Source organism: Epilithonimonas sp. JDS (assembly GCF_021261315.1).
Lineage (GTDB): Bacteria > Bacteroidota > Bacteroidia > Flavobacteriales > Weeksellaceae > Epilithonimonas.
This window is the reverse complement of record NZ_JAJSAX010000004.1, coordinates 184,654-203,039: the sequence shown is the minus strand read 5'-3', so window position 1 is coordinate 203,039 and position 18,386 is coordinate 184,654. Positions and strand designations below refer to the sequence as shown.

The window sequence follows — 18,386 nt, the reverse complement described above, 5'->3', positions numbered from 1 at the left end:
TTTATAATTAAACATAGTAGTTTACAAAAGTAAATTGCACTAATTACAAATGTAATTGAATTTAATTTTAGTTTTATTACATTTGTAAAATGGAATTTACAGAAAGATTTACAAAAGTAATTGAATACTCAGAATTGACACCTGCAGAATTCGCTGAAGAAATCGGCGTACAACGTTCGAGCATCTCTCATATTATTTCCGGACGTAACAAACCTTCTCTCGATTTTATTACCAAAATAAAAACCGCGTTTCCAGACTTCGAATGGGATTGGCTTATAACAGGTGAAGGCGAGATGTTGATCTCAGCAAAAGAACAGGAACCTGTTGTTGAAGAAAAGCCAGAAATTGTAGAAAAGAAAAAACCGTCATTACCCGATTTGTTTTCTTTGATCAATGACGAGAATTTTGGCATTACCGAAAGTGAGGATAAATTAGAAAAACAAAAACTGCGAGAATCAAATATTTCCGAACCAATCCCAGAAAAAACTATTTTATCCGATTCTCAGCCATTAGAAAAATCAGCCCAAAAACAAGATTCAAAAAACAAAACTGTCAAAAGAATTGTGTTTTTCTATGAGGATGGAACTTTTGAAACTTATGAGAATTAGTTATTTTTATACTATCTATTTGGCCTTATAGTTCAACGGATAGAATAGAAGTTTCCTAAACTTTAGATCCAAGTTCGATTCTTGGTGAGGCCACAACATTCAAAACTTATAAATCTTATCTTTGCAAAAAATTTCTTTTGAAAGATATTCTCCTCATCACGCCTCCTTTCACGCAACTCAACACGCCTTATCCGGCGACAGCTTATATCAAAGGTTTCTTGAATACCAAAAATATATCAAGCTATCAAATCGATTTGGGGATTGAAGTGATCTTGCAGTTGTTTTCAAAAGACGGCATTCAGAAAGTTTTTTCCGAGGAAATTGATATTAAAAATATCTCAGAAAATTCTCAGCGTATTTTTGCTTTACGAGATGAATACATCAAAACTATCGATCAGGTCATCCTTTTTCTACAAAATAAAAATCCAACTTTAGCGCGACAAATTTGTTCAATGAATTTTCTGCCCGAAGCTTCCCGTTTCAATCAGTTGGATGATATGGAATTTGCTTTCGGAAATATGGGTTTGCAAGACAAAGCGAAACATTTGGCAACGTTGTATTTGGAAGATCTTTCAGATTATATTGTCGAAAATGTGGATTCGGATTTTGGTTTCAGCAGATATGCAGAGCGATTAGGAAAAAGTGCGAATTCTTTTGATGAATTATATTCAAAATTAAATGATCATCAGACTTTTATAGATGATTTTACTTTGAACATTCTTCAAGAAAAGTTGGAATTGGTTCAGCCGAAATTAGTTTGTTTTTCAGTCCCTTTTCCAGGAAATTTGTATTCAGCTTTTCGATGTGCCAAATTTGTCAAAGAACATTATCCACATATCAAAACAGCTATGGGCGGTGGTTTTCCGAATACTGAACTTCGTGAAGTCAAAGACAAAAGGGTTTTTGAATTTGTGGATTTCATTACTTTGGATGACGGCGAATTACCTTTGGAGTTGGTTTACAAAAGTGTAAATAATAAAACTGAAAATTCAGAACTGAAAAGAACTTTTTTAGTTGAAAATGAAGAAGTTACTTATAAAAATAATTCTACAAAACACGATTACAAACAAGCGCAAGTCGGGACACCAGATTATTCTGATCTGCAATTAGACAAATATATTTCCGTCATCGAGATTGCCAATCCAATGCATAGTTTGTGGAGCGATGGCCGATGGAACAAGCTCACAATGGCACACGGTTGCTATTGGGGAAAATGTACTTTCTGCGATATTTCACTTGATTACATCAGACTTTACGAGCCAGTTTCAGCCAAAATTTTGGTTGATAGAATGGAAGAACTGATTGCAACAACTGGCGAAACAGGATTTCACTTTGTGGATGAAGCTGCGCCTCCAGCTTTAATGCGTGAAGTGGCATTGGAAATTCTGCGAAGAAATCTTGTTGTGACCTGGTGGACGAATATTCGTTTTGAAAAAAGTTTCACACAAGATCTTTGTTTTCTTCTGAAGATTTCAGGTTGTGTAGCGGTTTCTGGTGGATTGGAAGTCGCAAGTGACCGATTATTAAAACTAATAGACAAAGGCGTTTCCGTCGATCAAGTCGCGAGAGTGACTAGAAATTTCACAGAGTCTGGAATAATGGTTCACGCGTATTTGATGTATGGCTACCCAACTCAGACGATTCAGGAAACGGTGGATTCTTTGGAAATGGTGCGCCAGTTATTCGAAATGGGAATTTTGCAGAGTGGATTTTGGCATCAGTTTGCGATGACAGCGCACTCACCTGTCGGAATCAATCCTGAGGAATATGGTGTGATCCCAGTGAAGCAGGAGATTTTTTTCGCTAATAATGACATTGATTTTACCGATAAAACGGGAATTGACCATAGTAAATTCAGTTTTGGATTGAAGAAATCCTTGTTCAATTATATGCACGGAATCAATTTTGAAATGCCGTTGCAGAGTTGGTTTGATTTTAAAATTCCGAAGACGACGATTCATCCGGATTATATTCACGACTCGCTTTTGGAGGAAGATAATTTTAGTTTTAAGCCGAATTCCAAAATTGTTTTCCTTGAGAAAAATGTGATTGCCGAAGATTTCGTTAAAACTAAAAAAGGAAATTCGTGGGAATTGAGCCAACTGACGTTTCATTTGAAAACCAATATTTTAAAGATTGAATTGGACAAAGAAAAAGCACATTGGTTAATTAGAATTCTAAATGAAAATTCCATCGAAAATGGAAAGAAATTGAGTTTGTTGCAACTGAAAACTGATTTTGAAAATAGCTTTGAAGATTTTGAATTATTCTGGTTTTCAAAACCAATGCAACAATTGAAGGAAAATGGGGTGATTCTTTCGCTTTAGAAATTTAATTAAAATTCAATGTTTATAATTCATAGGAATAAATTCCTATGCTGGGGAATCGGTCGTCCCTTTGGGACTTTTTAAATGATATGAAATTGTTTTTTTTGGAACTTCAATTTTATGGAAATGTGAACCGAAAGACAAATGTTCGATTTTGCGAAGCTGCAGCCCGACTTGAACGGATCCCGATGTAAAATCGGGAGGGAGTGGAAGGCGGAAATAGCTGCCCAAACCTAATGAAGTCTAAGTCAAATAATTATCAATATTCCGGAACTTCGTCCCGCTTGAATTTTTACATAATTTTTTTTCTACCAATGTATCGAGACTTCGTCTCTTGATCAATTAAATTTTCCCTGAAACTTAAAACAAAAAAATCCCGAAAATTGCTTTCCGGGATTTTGATCTATGTGAATTGGATGATTACTCGCAAAGAATAATTCCTTTATCATTGTTGAATTCTAAAACACCACTTTTGATCTCGTAAGAGTAAGCGCTTTTTGCTTCTGTTTCTTTGGTCAAATATTTTTCGAAAGAACCATTGACTTTGTCAGTATAGATCTTCACTTTTCCACCAACCAAAGCAGAAACGATTGCCGCGTGATTTTTAAAGATTTGGAATTGCCCGCTTTTTCCAGGAAGAAGAACTGATTCTACTTCGCCTTCAAAGATCACAAATTCCGGAGTTAAAATTTTTATATTCATTTTAAATTAGATTAAAAGATTGAGAGATATGAGATATGAGACCAAATAAAAAGTCTATCATCTCTCATCTAAAAGTCTCTAGTCCTTTGTTAAGCGTTCTCTGCTAACAATTTTTGTCCTGCTGCGATAGCTTCTTCAATAGTTCCTTTCAAGTTGAAAGCAGACTCTGGATACTGATCTAATTCTCCATCGATGATCATATTGAAACCTTTGATGGTGTCTTTGATGTCTACCAAGGATCCTTTAAGACCTGTAAACTGCTCAGCAACGTGGAAAGGCTGAGACAAGAATCTCTGAACTTTTCTAGCTCTGTAAACTACCAATTTGTCTTCCTCAGAAAGCTCTTCCATACCAAGGATCGCGATGATATCTTGCAATGCTTTGTATCTCTGAAGAATTTCTTTCACTCTCTGAGCACAGTTATAATGTTCTTCACCAATGATCTCAGGCGCCAAGATTCTTGACGTAGAAGCCAAAGGATCTACCGCCGGGTAAATACCTAATGAAGCAATTTTTCTATCCAATACAGTCGTTGCATCCAAGTGAGCAAATGTTGTAGCTGGAGCTGGATCCGTTAAATCATCCGCAGGTACGTAAACTGCTTGTACTGAAGTAATGGAACCATTTTTAGTAGAAGTAATTCTCTCCTGCATCGCACCCATCTCAGATGCCAATGTCGGCTGATATCCTACCGCTGAAGGCATACGTCCAAGAAGTGCAGACACCTCAGAACCAGCCTGTGTAAAACGGAAGATGTTATCTACGAAGAACAATACATCTCTACCTTGTCCAGTTTCTCCACCATCTCTGTAATACTCTGCCAATGTCAAACCAGAAAGTGCTACTCTAGCTCTTGCTCCTGGTGGTTCGTTCATCTGTCCGAAAACGAAAGCTGCTTTTGAATCTTTCATTTCTTCTAGATCAACTTTGGAAAGATCCCAACCTCCATTTTCCATAGAGTGCATAAACTCGTCTCCGTATTTGATAATGCCAGACTCTAGCATCTCTCTCAAAAGGTCATTTCCTTCTCTTGTTCTTTCTCCTACTCCTGCGAATACAGAAAGACCACCGTGACCTTTTGCGATATTATTAATTAATTCCTGGATCAATACTGTTTTTCCAACACCTGCTCCTCCAAACAATCCAATTTTACCTCCTTTTGCATAAGGCTCGATAAGATCGATTACTTTGATACCTGTGAAAAGAACTTCTGCTGAAGTTGTCAACTGGTCAAATTTTGGTGCTGGTCTGTGGATTGGCAAACCTCCTTCTTTGGACAAGTTTTGAAGTCCGTCGATCGCGTCACCTACCACATTGAAAAGACGTCCATTTACGCCGTCTCCTACTGGCATTGTGATCTGCTGACCTGTTCCAAGAACTTCCTGTCCTCTTTGAAGACCGTCTGTAGCATCCATTGCGATACATCTTACAACGTCCTCGCCAATGTGCTGTTCAACCTCCAAAACAACTTTTTCTCCGTTGCTTTTGATGATTTCCAGAGCGTCATATATGTTTGGTAATTGTTCAACTTCATTAAAGACCACATCGATAACTGGTCCAATAATTTGTGAAATTTTTCCTTTAATTTGGTTTGCCATTACTAAATTTTTACTTGTGCGCAAAGATAATAAAACTTTGTATATCTGCATTGTCAGAAAAAAAGATTTTTATCATATTTGCATAACAATTGACAACACCATTTTTAGGTGTATTTTTACCCGGACAAAACGCATCACTTTTTGTCAAAAAATTTCAGCATTTGAAAATCATTACAGATTTCAACGATTATCACTCCAAAACCCCACTGGCATTATCATTAGGAATGTTTGACGGCGTTCATCTTGGTCATTTATCTATTATTAATACGTTGAATGAGATTGCCAAAAATGAAGATTTGGAATCAGCTATTCTAAGTTTCTGGCCACATCCAAGAAAATTCCTTAATCCGGATGATGATGTAAAAATGCTCAATACACTGGAAGAAAAGCTGGAATTGCTTGAAAGAAGTGGAATCCAGAATATTTTCCTTAAAACTTTTGATGAAGAGTTCAGAAATCTGACGGGAATCGAATTCTGTGAACAGGTTTTGGTTGACAAACTGAATGTAAAGCACATCATCATCGGTCATGACCATACTTTTGGAAAAAATAAAAGCGGGAATTTTGAATTATTGAAATCTTTATCCAGCGAACTCGACTTTAAAGTCAATCAACTGGAAGCAGTTCAACAGAATGATTTGAACATTAGTTCTACAAAAATCAGAATTGCTTTGGCAGAAGGCAGAATCAAAGATGCTAACGAAATGTTGGGTTACAATTATCCTTTGACCGGAAAAGTGATCCACGGAAAAAAATTGGGCAGAACGATTGGTTATCCAACGGCAAATATCGATGTGCCCGTAAACAAACTACTACCAAAAAGTGGCGCTTACATCGTAGAAGTTTGGATTGATAAGACTTTCTACAAAGGAATGTTGAGCATCGGAACGAATCCTACAGTCGATAATGAAAATCAAACTTTACATACGGAAGTTTACATTCTGGATTTTGACCAAGATATTTATGATAAAGAAATCACTGTAAAATTCAGGGATTATCTTCACGACGAGATTGAATTTGAAGGTTTGGAAAAGTTGATTGAAAAGTTGGATCTTGATAAAAGATTGACCGAGGAATTTCAGTTTTAAGAATTGTTGATTTCTTCTCTGATTTTCTTTATCAAAGATTTGAAGACCAAATCGTAAGAATGATCAATTAGTTTAAAAATCAAATCCTGTTTCAATCCTTCACAAACTACCGAATTCCAATGCGTTTTGTTCATATGATATGCACCGTTGATCTGAGAAAATTCTTCACGTAATTCCTCGCTCCATTCAGGATCAGCTTTGGCAGAGAATGTTGCCGGATGTTGTTCCAAGGAAATCAAAAGAAACATCTTCCCACCAACTTTGAAGACCAAGGTTTCCAGGTCAAAGGGAAAACTTTCCGTCACTGTCTTTTTACTTAAGCAATACTCGCGGATTTCCTCAGCTTCCATACAATTTTAAAACTTAAAAGTATTTTTCGGTAATTCTTTGTTGACCTCTATCTTATTGATTGTCATCACGTAATCGCTGTCTTTCTTAGGTGAAGACGATTCAATTCTGTAGGGCATTAATAATTGTCCTACTTTTTTATAATCAGAATAGGTCAGGATCTCATCTTTCTTGATCTCGCGAAACAACATATAAGTTCTCACATCAAAGTAATAAATTGTTTTGTTGACATTCTTAGTCAATTCGACCTTAAAATAAAGTTGGTCGTTAATTTTTTCTTTCCCTAGAAATTTAGCTTCAAAACCTTTGTTTTCCCAGTCGATAAAATCGTTGTCGAAGTTTTCAGGAATGTAATCATTGTACTGCTGAAGCTTGTTTTGCGCATAATTCATCGCATATCCATTCTTACCATCATAACCTTCAACGGGCGTTTCTTTTCCGCCAACAACCATTGCTGTTTTGCTGAGATTGGGACGTTGCTGATAGATTTTAATGGGATATTCGTCATTCACGCCAAGTGTAACTCTTCCTTGGATTTGAACCGTGTTCAGAAGTTTCCAATTGGTAAGGCCACCAGAATTCTCGATGTTTTTGTCGATAATTTCTGTAGCCGTTTGGGCAGAAATAAAAATGGAAAATATAATGGAGAATATGAGAATTATTTTTTTCATTCAGAATTTTTAAGAATCCAAAGATAGGATTTTTATTAAGTTATCGATTCTGTGGAAATATTAAAAAGTGCTAAAAAAGATATTAATCAGTTAGAGTAGCATTTTTGCTTTTTCCAGATCTTCCGGCGTATCGATTCCAATTCCTACAAAATCCGTTTCTATCAGCCTAATTTTCATCCCATTTTCCAAATAACGCAATTGCTCTAATTTTTCTGAAATTTCCATAGGTGTCATTTCCAGAGACGAAAACTTAAGCAAAGCCTTCTTCCTAAAAGCATAGACACCAATGTGTTTGTAATACTTCACATTGTACGATAATTCCCTATGAAAAGGAATCACAGAACGGCTAAAGTACAAGGCAAAACCATTATTATCAGTAATCACTTTCACATTATTAGGATTCTGAATTTCCTCAGATTCTTTCAATTGAATTTTCAATGAAGCCAAAGAAATCTCTTTCTTTTCGTCCTTGGCAAAAACGTCAATCAATTGCTTCAAAGGTTCTTTCTTGAGAAAAGGTTCATCACCCTGAACATTGATGACAATATCACAATCGATGTTTCGAACAGCTTCGGCAATTCTATCACTTCCTGTTTCGTGTTCGCCTGTCATTACGGCTTTTCCACCGTTTTTGGAAATTTCGTCAAAGATAATTTCGGAATCTGTAGCCACGAAGACTTCATCAAACAAACCAGTCTCTACAACATTTTTATACGTTGTTGTAATAATAGTTCTATTACCCAAAATTTCCATCATTTTGCCAGGAAATCTTGTTGAATTATATCGGGCAGGAATGACTGCGATAACTTTCATTATTTGTATTGTTTTATAATTTGTTCCAATCTATCATCAGGCTCAAAATCGAGAACGTCAATTAGTTTTACTTTTTTGAAATCTTTATGAAAGGTATTGATGACAACATTCCAATTTTCAGGAACGACCGCGGAAGGTACTTTTAAACAAAGCTTTTCATCAGCATCAAACCAAGCATTCCCAATCTTTTGACAATCCGAATAATTCCTAAAATCCCGCCAACTTTTTGATAATTCAGAAGATTCAACTTTGTGGATTTCTGCATTGCTAGGAATCTTAATTACCATAATTTTAAAGTCCTTATTGAATCCCAATCCTTTCCGATGCGCCAATGTTTCCAGATAGGCAAGAGAAATACTCTCGGCTGTGTAAAGTACTTTTTTACCTTCGGAGTTCCATCTTCCTTCCAAGCCACTCGCAAAGAGAGAGTCCGCATATCTTTTGTGGACAATTCTGTAAACGAGCATTATACAGGATAACCTTGGGCTAGTTTCTCTATCTCTTCGTAGATCAAATCTACACCTCCAGAAGTGGAAATAAAATCTATCGGCTTATCATTGGAATTCCAAAAAGGACGATTCATCCACAATGTAAACTCATCCAAATTTCCAAAGATCTCCTTTCCAAAACTATAAAGATTGATCAATTTTAATAGATGCTCGCTGTAGATCGGGTCTAAGCCTTTTTCCTGATCTCTGTAATTGCTGATGGTCCTTGGAGAAAGATTGATGACAGATGCCAAAGCTTTCTCTGGCATCTTGATGGCATCAGCAAGTGAATAGAATACATCTGTTTTCAAGCCTTCTCTTGCTTTTTTCAACAGTTTGTAGTCATCTTTTATTGCAAATCTATTGAACACAGAACTGACTGCTCCGTAAGCGGCTACTGGCTCTTCTACTCTATTTTTGTTGGAATCGCGATGTTCTTTATTTGTTGCCATTTCTTTTTCCTTTCTACAAAGATAGAAATTTTTCCAAATCAAAAACGAATTTTTTCCAATTATTTCAAATTTTCAAGCGCTTTTTTCAATTTAGGAAGGCAATCTTTGATATCATCTAGCGAACAACCGCCTATTGATGCTCTAAACCAAGGCACAGATTTGTCATTTCCAAATGCGGAGAACGGAACCAAAGCCATTCCTGCATTATTGATCAAATAGAAAACAAGGTCTGTAGAATTTTCGATTAATTTACCGTCTGGCGCAATTTTTCCGAGGTAATCCAATTTGATGGTCAAATAAAGTGCACCCATTGGTGAAATGCTTTCAACTGCAAAACCATTATTTTTCAAATCTTGGATTCCAGCGTGAAGTTCTTTCAAACTGTTATTAAGCTTTCCTTTGTAATCTTCTAAGAAAGTATCTACTGCAGAATCGTCAGCCAAGAACTCAGCAACAGCTTCCTGCTCTGGCTTTGGAGCCCAAGCGCCAACGTGAGTTAGCAAAGCTTTCATTTTATCAATCACCAAACTTGGCCCGAATCCCCAACCAACTCTAACACCAGTCGCTGCAAAACATTTGGACGTTCCATCAACGTAGATCGTGTAATCTTTCATTTCTGGAAAAAGACTTACTGGATCGTGATGATCTGAACCAAAAGTTAGCATCGCATAGATTTGATCATACATCAAATAAAGCGGTTTCTCATCATCACCTCTTCTTTTATTTTCTTCTAAAACCAACTCGCAGATGTCAGACAATTGCTCTTTTGTGAACATTGTTCCAGTCGGATTCAGTGGTGAACATAGACAAAGCAAAACAGCGCCTTCCAAATGTGGTCTCAAATCATCGGCTGTTGGCAAAAAATTATTGGATTCCTGAGTTTGGACTTCCACTGCATTGGCACTCGTCAGATAAGCATAATGGTTATTGTTCCAAGAAGGTATTGGGTAGATCACTTTGTCACCTTCGTCCACAATTGTTTTGAAAACGGCGTAGATCAAAGGTCTTGAACCAGCTGTAATCAAAATATCATTGGCTGAATAATCCAGATTCCAACGTTTTTTAAGATCATTGCTCACGGAAGCTCTCAGAGATTGCAAACCGTTTGCTGGTGGGTAATTGGTAAGATTATTCTTGTATGCTTTCTGGATTCCGTCTTTCAACTCCTGAGGAATTGGATAGATGTTGGAATTAAGATCGCCGATGGTAAGGTTTGAGATTTGTGCACCTTTCGCTTTCAGGTCATTCACTTCATTTCCGATTTTGATGATCTCTGAACCAATGAGGTTAGATGCGAGTTTTGATACTTTCACTTTATTGATTTTAGATGTTATTATTCAGACTTAGAATCTGATTTTATTCTTTTTATAGTTTTACAAAGGTCTTAAATGTAGCTGAGTAATTCAACTTACATCAAAAAAAAGTTCCCAAAAATTAAATGACTTTAACAATTGAGAACTTTTCTATTAAAATATTTTAGATAATATTTAATTCAAATAAAATTTTCAATTACAGGTTGAGATCCTGTTTTACTTTATTGATCTTCTCTTCCAACTTAGGAAGCTTTTCTACGAAATCTTGCTCAGAAGTGATAGAATCTTTCACAGAAACATAGAATTTAATCTTAGGCTCCGTTCCGGAAGGACGCACGCAAACCTTTGTTCCATCTTGGGTATAGTAAATCAAAACGTTAGATTTTGGAATATCGTCCATTACTTTTTTCTCATTCTTAGAAACTACGAAACAAGTTTGTTCTTTGAAATCTTTTACTTCTTCAACTAATGATCCTGCAATTTCTTTTGGAGGATTTTCACGGAAATTCTTCATCATTTCCTGAATCTCTTCTGCACCACTTCTTCCCTTTCTCACTACGTTGATCAAACCTTCATAATACAATCCAACTTCCTTGTAGATATCGATCATATATTGATAAACGGTTGTTCCGTTGGCTTTACACCAGGCCGCGATCTCACAAGCCGTCAAGATAGAACCGCAAGAATCCTTGTCTCTCACGAAATCTCCTGTCATAAATCCGAAACTCTCTTCGCCACCGCAAATGAACTTTTCCTGACCTTCAAAATCACGGATCATTTTCCCGATCCATTTGAAACCGGTCAATCCAACTTTGCAGTCAACACCGAATTTCTCAGCAACATCAAAGAAAATATCAGACGTCACAATCGTAGAACCAATGAATTCTTTTCCGGTAATTTTTCCCGCTTTTTTCCATTGATCTAATATATAATAAGTAAGAATTGTATTACATTGATTTCCATTCAACAATTGAATTTCGCCATCAAGATTCCTCACTGCAATTCCCAATCTGTCGCCGTCTGGATCTGTCCCGATCACGATATCAGCATTGGTAATTTCCGCAAGGTCCATCGCCATAGAAAGTGCTGCTGGCTCTTCTGGATTTGGGGAAGCAACGGTTGGAAAGTTTCCGCTTGGAATCATTTGTTCCTGCACGAGATCCACTTTTGTGAATCCAGCTTTTTTAAGTGCTTTTGGAACAGTTGTGTAGGTCGTTCCGTGGATGGATGTGAAAACGATATTAAGATTATCTCTACCAACATTCTGATACAGAGAATTTTCCATACAAGCATCAACGTAAACATCGTCTTGCTCTTCACCGATCCACTCGATCAAATCATCGTTTCCATCAAATTTGATATTTTCGAATTTGGTTGCATAAACTTCTCTGATGATATTTTCGTCATCTGGCGGAACGATTTGCGCACCGTCATTCCAGTAAACCTTATAACCATTATATTCTGGTGGATTATGAGAAGCCGTCAAAACAATCCCAGCGTTACATTTTTTATCACGAACGGTGAAAGACAATTCTGGTGTTGGACGATGATCTTTGAACAACAAAACCTTGATTCCGTTAGCCGTCAAAACATCAGCCACCACTTTACCGAATTCCTTAGAATTATGTCTCACATCATAAGCAATCGCCACTTTGATTTCCTCGCCAGAAAATTGCTGATGAAGATAATTGGCTAGACCTTGAGTCGCTTGTCCTAATGTATATTTATTCAAACGATTGGTCCCAACGCCCATTATGCCGCGCATTCCGCCAGTTCCGAATTCTAATTCTCTGTAAAAAGAATCTTCCAGATCTGGAGATTCGGAATCAATCAAAGTTTGAACTTTTTTTCTGGTTTCTTCGTCAAATGTTTCGGAAAGCCAAAGTTTTGCTTTATCTAAAGTTGGTGTTGTATCTGACATTTATTTTTTAGTTTAATTAATTAATTAATTTTCTTGTTTTCGATAGTCGCTTTCTCAGTGACTTTTAATTTTTTCGAAGGATTTCCGTAATAAATCAATTTTGAAGTATTTCCGATTTTACCTTTGATTTCCTCATCCACATTCAGTTCTGCATAATTTCCATTTTGGGACTCGATTTCCAAATCTTTTATATACCAATACGGCGAAATAATGCTCGCTGTATCTCTGATGTTAAGTTTTGCTAAAGTTGTTTTTCCCAACAAGTTAGCTCTACCTTTATTCAGCATTTCGATGGTCGACTTTTCTGAAATCACTGAACCGATAAATTTAGCATTATCTTTCAAATGAAGGGAAAAATTTTCAACTTTCATCTGGCTGGAGATATTAAGTTCCACTGAATCAGCTATTTTAATATCATCAAATGGATTTTTTCCGTAGATGGTAATATTATAAAAGTCAACTTTATCCGTTGCACTTTTCTCCGTAATCGATAAGTTTTTGTCTTTAACTTCGATTTTCAGATTTTCGAAAACGTTTGGATAAGTTTCCACATTTACAAAATTGTGTGGACTTTGCACATAAAAAACTCTGAACTTCCCTTTCAGATTAAGTTTTGAAAACTCAGCCAATTCCACATCCTTGGATTGGATTTCGCCTTTTGGTTTTACTTTTCCGCAGGAAACCGCTGTGAAAATTAGAATTAAATAAAATAGATTTTTCATAAGTTTATTGATTTACCAAATTAGAAAAATTATCTCGTTTAAATTAATTCCTCAATATGATAATTCTTATGTTCCCGATTCGTTCTGATAATCAATTCTCCTAAGAATCCAGCTACGAAAAGCAAACTTCCCATAATCATCATCGTCAAAGCGATGAAAAACCAAGGATTATTCGCAATCAGATTTCCGTAAACTTTGAAAATATAGACATCAATCAGTTTTGAAATTCCCAACCAAATGGCTGACAAAAATCCAATAATAAACATCAAAGTTCCTGCTGCACCAAAGAAATGCATCGGTCTTCCGCCAAATCTGCTGACAAACCAAAGCGTCACCAAATCCAAAAATCCGCGAACAAATCTTTCCGTCCCAAACTTCGAAGTTCCATAAGGTCTTGCCTGGTGCTGAACCGGTTTTTCCGTAATATTTCTGAAACCTGCGTTAGCTGCCAAAACCGGAATATAACGGTGCATATCGCCGTAAACATCGATAGATTTTACGACTTGTTTTTTATAAGCTTTCAGTCCGCAGTTGAAATCGTGAAGCGAAACGCCGGACACTTTTCTAGCCGCCGAATTGAATAATTTTGATGGAATATTTTTGGTCATCACATTATCAAAACGCTTCTTCTTCCAACCGGAAACGATGTCGTAATTTCCTACTTTCACCATCTCGTGAAGTTCTGGAATCTCCTCTGGAAAGTCTTGTAAATCAGCATCCATTGTAATAATGACATCGCCATTTACCTTTTCGAAAGCAGCGTGAAGTGCCTGTGATTTTCCGTAGTTTTTGGAGAATTTAATCCCGTGGATTTGAGGATGTTGGATTTTCAGATTTTCGATGATGGACCAGGAAAGGTCGGTGCTTCCGTCATCTATGAACCAAACTTCGTAAGACAGTTTGTTGGCCTGACAAACGTTGTCAATCCTTGTGAACAGCTCTTCTAGAGAGTCTTGCTCGTTGAGTAATGGGATGATTATGGAGAGATTCATTGATATAAAGGATAGATTTTAAAAGGTCAAAGATATTTCTTTTGGATGAGATTTAAAGCTTCGTCTGGTGCAAAAACAGGAATTTCGGATGTGGAAAAATCTTTTATATTTCGTGTAATTATTCCTGTTAAATTTTTAATTTGATGAGCACAAAAAATTTGAATCGCATCTTCAAAATCTTTATGATTCGATTTAATTGATTTTCTCAGAATTTCCTCGTCAACGGGGATAATCTTTAGGAAGTTCAAAACTTCATTTATCAGCTCTCTTAATTCTGCCTCTTTAATATTCTTTTTACAAATATAATGCACGGTCGCGATACTGTGCGAGGAAGCAAAAAGTACGATATTTTCTTTTGTGGAAAAATTAAAAATTTCTGAAGCTAAATCAAAATGTGGAACTCTTTTTTGAAGCAAATCCACAATGATGTTGGTATCTAAAAAGAAGAACATTTTTATAAATATTTTTTTTCTAAATACTCTCTCCTGATATTATCCAATTCTTCGTCAGTGTACTGAGGCGTATTATTTGGGATTTTTTCAAGAAGTTTTTTCATTTTTGGAGTTGGCTCATTGATTATTTCTGGTTCACCTAATGATTCCAAATATTTTTGCACCATTTCGGAAAGACTTCTCTGAGTACCTTTGGCGTATTTTTTAGCTTTTTCAATAACTGACTTTTCTACAGTCAAGGTAAGTTTGGTTGTCATTACGTATTGTTTTAGTAAAGATACGTATTAATTATAAATGATGAATTAGAATTTAATAAATGATTTTTTCGAAAATCAGACATCTCTACTCGTAACGTTTTTTGTTCTTCAAAAACCCTGCGATGATAATAGACAAAAGTAGATAAAATAGTAAAAAGCCACCAAAAACTGCGGACATAAATTTGAAAGAAAAATAATTCCTGTTTTCCTTCAACGCTGCTTCCCTAGCCAGTTTTGCGCCGGTGTAATTTTCTTCCAGGTCTTTTACTTTGGTGCGGTCTTTTTGATTGGCCGCTTCCACTTTCAATTTAGCGTAAGATTCGTCCAGATTGTCAAGTTCTGTCTGAATATACTGGTGATTGAGCAAATCCCGTGCGTCTGTATCTACATAATTCAGGAATGCAAAAATAGAAAATACTGATATAATTCCGCCTGTAAAAAGCGTTAAAAATGTTTGTTTAAAAGCTTGAGGATAAGTAATTAACGTGCCACCTCTTAACCAATAGGTTGAAGCAAAGCCAGCCAAGACATACAAGAACGTCATCCCAAAGGCATTGACTTGCATTGTGGTCTCAAAGTAGTTGGCGTTTGCGAAGAAATAGTACACAATGAAGAATGCCAACATTGTGAGAGCGTATAAAATAAAACCTATTGTTACAGGGTTTTTTGTCATAATTTTTTAATTTTTGATAAAAGAGATAAATATTTCAAACTGACTATCAACAATCTAGAGTCCACTTGATTTCTTTTCTCTGTTTTCCTTTTTCTTTTTTCTTAATTTTTCTATCTTTGCACCGGCAAGTCCTAAACAACCAGCTCCTGAGAATCCTCCAGGGTGGGAACGCAGCAAAGGTAATTGGTCGTAGCGGTGTGATTTAGGTAGCTTGCCATTTTTTATTTTTTAAAGTTAAGAGATTAAGACAGTTTCAATTTGAACTACTTAATCTCTTAATTTTTTTGTTTAGAACTCAAATTCCTGTCCTAATTCTGGTAATGTAAATTCGATATTCTTGTCAGAGAAATGCTTTTTTGCTTCTTCGTGATTGATTTCAATTGGTGGGAAAGTATCGAAATGACAACCAATCACTTGTGGCGTTTTCAATAATTCTGATGCTGCGAAAGCCGCTTTTCTAGGACACATCGTGTAATGTTTTCCAACTGGTAGAATCGACAAATCCAATTTCCCAAAAACCTGTGGAAACAAGCTCATCTCAGCCGTCACACCAGTATCTCCAGCCAAATAAAGGTTTCTCCCGTCAGCAAATCTAAAAATATAACCAGAAGCCAGTCCACCGTAAGTACCGTCCGGAAAAGAGCTCGTGTGTAAGGCAGGAACCATAGAAATTTTCAAATCTTCAATCTTGGCAGAACCACCGAAATTGATATCAATATTATTGGTGTGTTTGAAATAACCGCAAATCTCAGGCTGTCCGATTACCGTTGCATCAGGATGATTTTCAAGCACTTCTTTTACGTCCGCAATATGGTCGCCGTGTGCGTGCGTAATCAACACATAATCGATTTTCTGAGCGGTGATGTCAAATCCTGATTTTTCTTTCTGATAGTTGTAGAAAGGGTCTGCAAGAATTGTTTTTCCGTTGTATGTGAACAAAAAACAGTTTTGTCCGAGGAATTTTATTTTCATTTTTTTTAGATTTATTAATTAAAATAATTAAGGCCAAAAGCCGTCAAAACTGCCATCAGGAAAGTTAAGATTCCGACTTGTTTCAGGAATGGGTCCAATAGTTTTGGTTCGTTGACAGCCATTATGCTTCTCCTTAATTTGATGAATGGGAAAATCAGAATCATCACGATGAAAGGATAATATTTCCCTTGAGCCTGAAAGCCGTTGTACATCAAAAAGGCCAACATCAAAAGAATCGGTAATTGCAATAAGATGATTTCGTAAATCATTGCATTTTTGTAACCAAGCTTCAATGCAAACGTTTTTTTACCTGATAATTCGTCGTTGACGATGTCTCTCATATTGTTCAGGTTAAGAACGGCCATACTCAACATTCCGACTGCAATTGCAGGGAACAGGACGTCCCAACTGAAAGATTTCGTAAACAGAAAATAACTCCCGCAAACAGAAACCAATCCGAAAAAGATGAACACGAAAATATCGCCTAAACCTAAATATCCATAAGGTTTTTTTCCAACCGTATATCCAATCGCTGCCAAAATCGAGGCAATTCCCAATCCGATAAATATCCAAAATTCTCTGGTGTAAGCCGGATAGAAAGCGACATACAATAATGCAACCGTTGCTATAAATGATAAAATCGAAAGTAGAATCACCGCATTTCTCATTTGATTTGCTGTGATTTTTCCTGATGCCACTGCTCTTTGTTCCGCTTCTCCTATCCTATTTTTGTCTGTTCCTTTCACCCCGTCGCCATAATCGTTGGCGAAGTTGGAAAGTACCTGATATAGTAAAGTGACCAGAAGTGCCAAAGCAAAAATCCGCCAATCCCAAAATCCGCCTTCGTGAGAAATCCTCCATTTTGCAATGAAAGCGCCCATAATAATTCCACTCATAGAAAGTGGTAAAGTTCTAAGCCTCGCAGCTTGTATCCAATGTTTCATAATTGATAAATGATAATTGATAGATGATAAATGAAGATAAAATCAATTATCATTTATCAGCTATCGTTGATGCTACGATATCCATTGGTCGTCACCAAAGTCTGGTTTGCGTTTTTCCAGGAAGGCATTTCTACCCTCTTTTGCTTCCTCTGTCATATAGGCTAAACGCGTTGCTTCTCCTGCGAAAATCTGTTGTCCAACCATTCCGTCGTCTGTCAGATTCATTGCGAATTTCAGCATTCTAATGGAAGTCGGCGATTTTGCAAGGATTTCCTGCGCCCATTCATAAGCGGTGTCTTCCAATTCTGCGTGAGGAATTACGGCGTTTACCATTCCCATTTCTTCTGCTTCTTTTGCTGAATAATTTCTTCCTAAGAAAAATATTTCTCTGGCTTTTTTCTGACCAACCATTTTTGCCAAATAAGCAGAACCATAACCACCGTCGAAGCTTGTAACGTCAGCATCGGTCTGTTTGAAAATCGCGTGCTCCTCACTTGCCAAAGTCAAATCGCAAACCACATGAAGCGAGTGTCCACCGCCTACTGCCCAACCGTTTACCACAGCGATCACCGCTTTTGGCATAAAACGAATCAAACGCTGAACTTCCAGAATGTTTAGGCGATGTCTTCCATCTTCTCCCACATAACCTTGATGGCCACGTGCTTTCTGGTCGCCACCGCTGCAGAATGCGTGTCCGCCGTCTTTTGGACTTGGGCCTTCGCCTGTCAACAGCACAACGCCGATGGACGAATCCTCGTAAGCGTCGTAGAATGCGTCATAAAGTTCTGAGGTTGTTTTTGGTCGGAAAGCGTTTCTGACTTCTGGTCTGTTGATAGCGATTCTTGCAACGCCATTTGATTTTTTATAGGTAATATCTTCGTATTCTTTGACGATTTTCCAGTCTGCCATTTTTTGAAAATTTAGAGTGTAAATATAAGCAGAATTGATGGTGTTTCAAAGGAATTATCTCGCAGTTTGACAATTGCCAAAGCTTCCTCTTTGGGAACATTTTCTAACTGTGACAAATCGTGAATCTTGCGCCAGC

Annotated in this window: 20 protein-coding genes, 1 tRNA gene and 1 other RNA gene; 5 read left to right on the top strand and 17 right to left on the bottom strand. The window is 36.8% G+C overall.

Annotated elements, in window-relative coordinates; all coding sequences use genetic code 11:
• Positions 1 to 89 precede the first annotated feature (89 nt).
• The 3 genes from LUD75_RS13170 (at position 90) to LUD75_RS13160 (ending at position 2,935) form a co-directional block, all read left to right on the top strand.
• Positions 90 to 608 carry a helix-turn-helix domain-containing protein gene (locus tag LUD75_RS13170; protein WP_232706179.1) on the top strand — a complete coding sequence of 173 codons (519 nt, stop codon included), beginning with the start codon at positions 90 to 92 and terminating at the stop codon, positions 606 to 608.
• 21 nt (positions 609 to 629) lie between these two features.
• Positions 630 to 701 (top strand) — tRNA-Arg (locus tag LUD75_RS13165).
• A gap of 44 nt (positions 702 to 745) precedes the next feature.
• Complete coding sequence (locus LUD75_RS13160; RefSeq protein WP_232706178.1) at positions 746 to 2,935, top strand: radical SAM protein; 2,190 nt, start codon at positions 746 to 748, stop codon at positions 2,933 to 2,935.
• A 420-nt stretch (positions 2,936 to 3,355) separates the two neighbouring features.
• Here the strand turns inward: LUD75_RS13160 and LUD75_RS13155 are convergent, their stop codons facing one another.
• Entirely contained in the window at positions 3,356 to 3,637 is a 282-nt protein-coding gene (locus LUD75_RS13155) for a F0F1 ATP synthase subunit epsilon (protein WP_034968462.1), read from the bottom strand.
• Between the two features lie 89 nt (positions 3,638 to 3,726).
• Entirely contained in the window at positions 3,727 to 5,235 is a 1,509-nt protein-coding gene (gene atpD / locus LUD75_RS13150) for a F0F1 ATP synthase subunit beta (RefSeq protein ID WP_034979200.1), read from the bottom strand.
• Between the two features lie 161 nt (positions 5,236 to 5,396).
• Between atpD and LUD75_RS13145 the strand changes: the two genes are divergently transcribed.
• Positions 5,397 to 6,323, top strand: a complete 927-nt coding sequence (locus tag LUD75_RS13145; protein WP_232706177.1) for a bifunctional riboflavin kinase/FAD synthetase — start codon at positions 5,397 to 5,399, stop codon at positions 6,321 to 6,323.
• Here the strand turns inward: LUD75_RS13145 and LUD75_RS13140 are convergent.
• From LUD75_RS13140 to LUD75_RS13085, 12 genes are all read right to left on the bottom strand, one after another.
• On the bottom strand, positions 6,320 to 6,673 hold the full coding sequence (locus LUD75_RS13140; protein ID WP_232706176.1) for an MmcQ/YjbR family DNA-binding protein: 354 nt from the start codon (positions 6,671 to 6,673) through the stop codon (positions 6,320 to 6,322). The genes LUD75_RS13145 and LUD75_RS13140 overlap by 4 nt on opposite strands.
• A 6-nt stretch (positions 6,674 to 6,679) precedes the next feature.
• Positions 6,680 to 7,342 (bottom strand): histidine kinase, encoded by a 663-nt coding sequence (locus LUD75_RS13135; RefSeq protein ID WP_232706175.1) that lies wholly within the window; start codon positions 7,340 to 7,342, stop codon positions 6,680 to 6,682.
• 90 nt (positions 7,343 to 7,432) lie between these two features.
• A complete protein-coding gene (gene kdsB, locus LUD75_RS13130; protein ID WP_232706174.1) occupies positions 7,433 to 8,155 on the bottom strand; it encodes a 3-deoxy-manno-octulosonate cytidylyltransferase in 723 nt (240 codons plus the stop codon).
• Complete coding sequence (locus tag LUD75_RS13125; RefSeq protein ID WP_232706173.1) at positions 8,155 to 8,622, bottom strand: RES family NAD+ phosphorylase; 468 nt, start codon at positions 8,620 to 8,622, stop codon at positions 8,155 to 8,157. Before LUD75_RS13125 ends, kdsB begins: the two co-directional genes overlap by 1 nt.
• A complete protein-coding gene (locus tag LUD75_RS13120) occupies positions 8,622 to 9,095 on the bottom strand; it encodes an antitoxin Xre-like helix-turn-helix domain-containing protein (protein ID WP_232706172.1) in 474 nt (157 codons plus the stop codon). The genes LUD75_RS13125 and LUD75_RS13120 overlap by 1 nt, the downstream gene beginning before the upstream one ends.
• A 59-nt stretch (positions 9,096 to 9,154) precedes the next feature.
• Complete coding sequence (locus tag LUD75_RS13115; RefSeq protein ID WP_232706171.1) at positions 9,155 to 10,408, bottom strand: aminotransferase class I/II-fold pyridoxal phosphate-dependent enzyme; 1,254 nt, start codon at positions 10,406 to 10,408, stop codon at positions 9,155 to 9,157.
• 196 nt (positions 10,409 to 10,604) lie between these two features.
• Positions 10,605 to 12,329, bottom strand: coding sequence for a phospho-sugar mutase (locus LUD75_RS13110; protein ID WP_232706169.1), 1,725 nt, complete (start codon positions 12,327 to 12,329; stop codon positions 10,605 to 10,607).
• A 20-nt stretch (positions 12,330 to 12,349) separates the two neighbouring features.
• On the bottom strand, positions 12,350 to 13,051 hold the full coding sequence (locus LUD75_RS13105) for a DUF2807 domain-containing protein (RefSeq protein ID WP_232706168.1): 702 nt from the start codon (positions 13,049 to 13,051) through the stop codon (positions 12,350 to 12,352).
• A gap of 38 nt (positions 13,052 to 13,089) precedes the next feature.
• Entirely contained in the window at positions 13,090 to 14,043 is a 954-nt protein-coding gene (locus tag LUD75_RS13100) for a glycosyltransferase family 2 protein (protein ID WP_232706167.1), read from the bottom strand.
• A gap of 26 nt (positions 14,044 to 14,069) precedes the next feature.
• Complete coding sequence (locus tag LUD75_RS13095; protein WP_232706166.1) at positions 14,070 to 14,495, bottom strand: PIN domain-containing protein; 426 nt, start codon at positions 14,493 to 14,495, stop codon at positions 14,070 to 14,072.
• 2 nt (positions 14,496 to 14,497) lie between these two features.
• Positions 14,498 to 14,752: a DUF6364 family protein gene (locus LUD75_RS13090; RefSeq protein ID WP_232706165.1), complete on the bottom strand. Its 255-nt coding sequence runs from the start codon at positions 14,750 to 14,752 to the stop codon at positions 14,498 to 14,500.
• Between the two features lie 85 nt (positions 14,753 to 14,837).
• Positions 14,838 to 15,425, bottom strand: coding sequence for a DUF4199 domain-containing protein (locus LUD75_RS13085; protein WP_232706164.1), 588 nt, complete (start codon positions 15,423 to 15,425; stop codon positions 14,838 to 14,840).
• A gap of 122 nt (positions 15,426 to 15,547) precedes the next feature.
• Here LUD75_RS13085 and ffs point away from each other — a divergent pair.
• Positions 15,548 to 15,645: signal recognition particle sRNA small type (gene ffs, locus LUD75_RS13080), an RNA gene on the top strand.
• Between the two features lie 68 nt (positions 15,646 to 15,713).
• Here the strand turns inward: ffs and LUD75_RS13075 are convergent.
• The 3 genes from LUD75_RS13075 to LUD75_RS13065 all read right to left on the bottom strand — a co-directional run bounded on the left by LUD75_RS13075 (position 15,714) and on the right by LUD75_RS13065 (position 18,250).
• Positions 15,714 to 16,397, bottom strand: a complete 684-nt coding sequence (locus tag LUD75_RS13075; RefSeq protein ID WP_232706163.1) for a metal-dependent hydrolase — start codon at positions 16,395 to 16,397, stop codon at positions 15,714 to 15,716.
• A 14-nt stretch (positions 16,398 to 16,411) separates the two neighbouring features.
• Complete coding sequence (menA, locus tag LUD75_RS13070) at positions 16,412 to 17,341, bottom strand: 1,4-dihydroxy-2-naphthoate octaprenyltransferase (protein WP_232706162.1); 930 nt, start codon at positions 17,339 to 17,341, stop codon at positions 16,412 to 16,414.
• 72 nt (positions 17,342 to 17,413) lie between these two features.
• The gene (locus LUD75_RS13065) at positions 17,414 to 18,250 is read right to left on the bottom strand and encodes a 1,4-dihydroxy-2-naphthoyl-CoA synthase (RefSeq protein WP_232706161.1); all 837 of its coding nucleotides are present in this window, start codon (positions 18,248 to 18,250) and stop codon (positions 17,414 to 17,416) included.
• Positions 18,251 to 18,386: the final 136 nt, after the last annotated feature.